Genomic DNA, 671 nt, shown 5'->3' with positions numbered 1-671 from the left:
TGTCTAGTCCTGAAATAGGTTTACACCTGTTTCACTTCAACGCCCGATGCACCGCATCGGGCGTTTTGTATTTCAAAGACAGGTGCGGTCGCTCGCCGTTATAGATCGATACCGACTCACTCACCATCTTCTTCGCCTGCGTCAAATCCTGCGGTCGCTGGAGCATAAGCTCTGTCTTTAATATCCCGTTGACCCGCTCTGCCAGGGCATTCTGGTAGCAGTCATAGCCATCCGTCATTGAGCACCTGATGCCGTGTCTCGCGTGCAGTTCCTGGTACATTCCCGAGCAATACTGGCTGCCTCTGTCCGAGTGATGCACCAGCGACTGCTCCGTTCGGCGGTATTTCACCGCCCGGCGCAACGCATGCGCTACCGACTCGGCGTGCAGGCTTTCATGGACGTGATAGCCCACGATCTTTCGCGAAAAAGCATCCGTCACAAGGCTCAGATAGGCCACACCTTCCTGGGTTGGCAAATAGGTGATGTCCGCCACCCAGACTTGTTCCGGGCCGCTTGCAACAACCTGATCAGGACCGGGCTTGAGCAGGTTCGGATGGCGTCGAAAGCGATGATGGCTGTCGGTCGTCTTGTGGTAAGCCCGCTTGCGGGCCACCAATAAACGCCTTTCGCGCAGAATCGAAAACAGCCGATCTCGACCCACTTGCAGCTCA

General features: G+C 56.2%; 1 pseudogene. It reads right to left on the bottom strand.

Annotated elements, in window-relative coordinates:
* Window positions 1-3: 3 nt before the first annotated feature.
* Window positions 4-671: pseudogene (locus AC1RJ3_RS29625) on the bottom strand (IS3 family transposase); the annotation flags it as partial.

This window comes from Pseudomonas sp. GW822-FHT04C11 (assembly GCF_058800905.1).
Note: the sequence above shows the minus strand (reverse complement) of the source record. Positions and strands in the feature narration are given on the sequence as shown.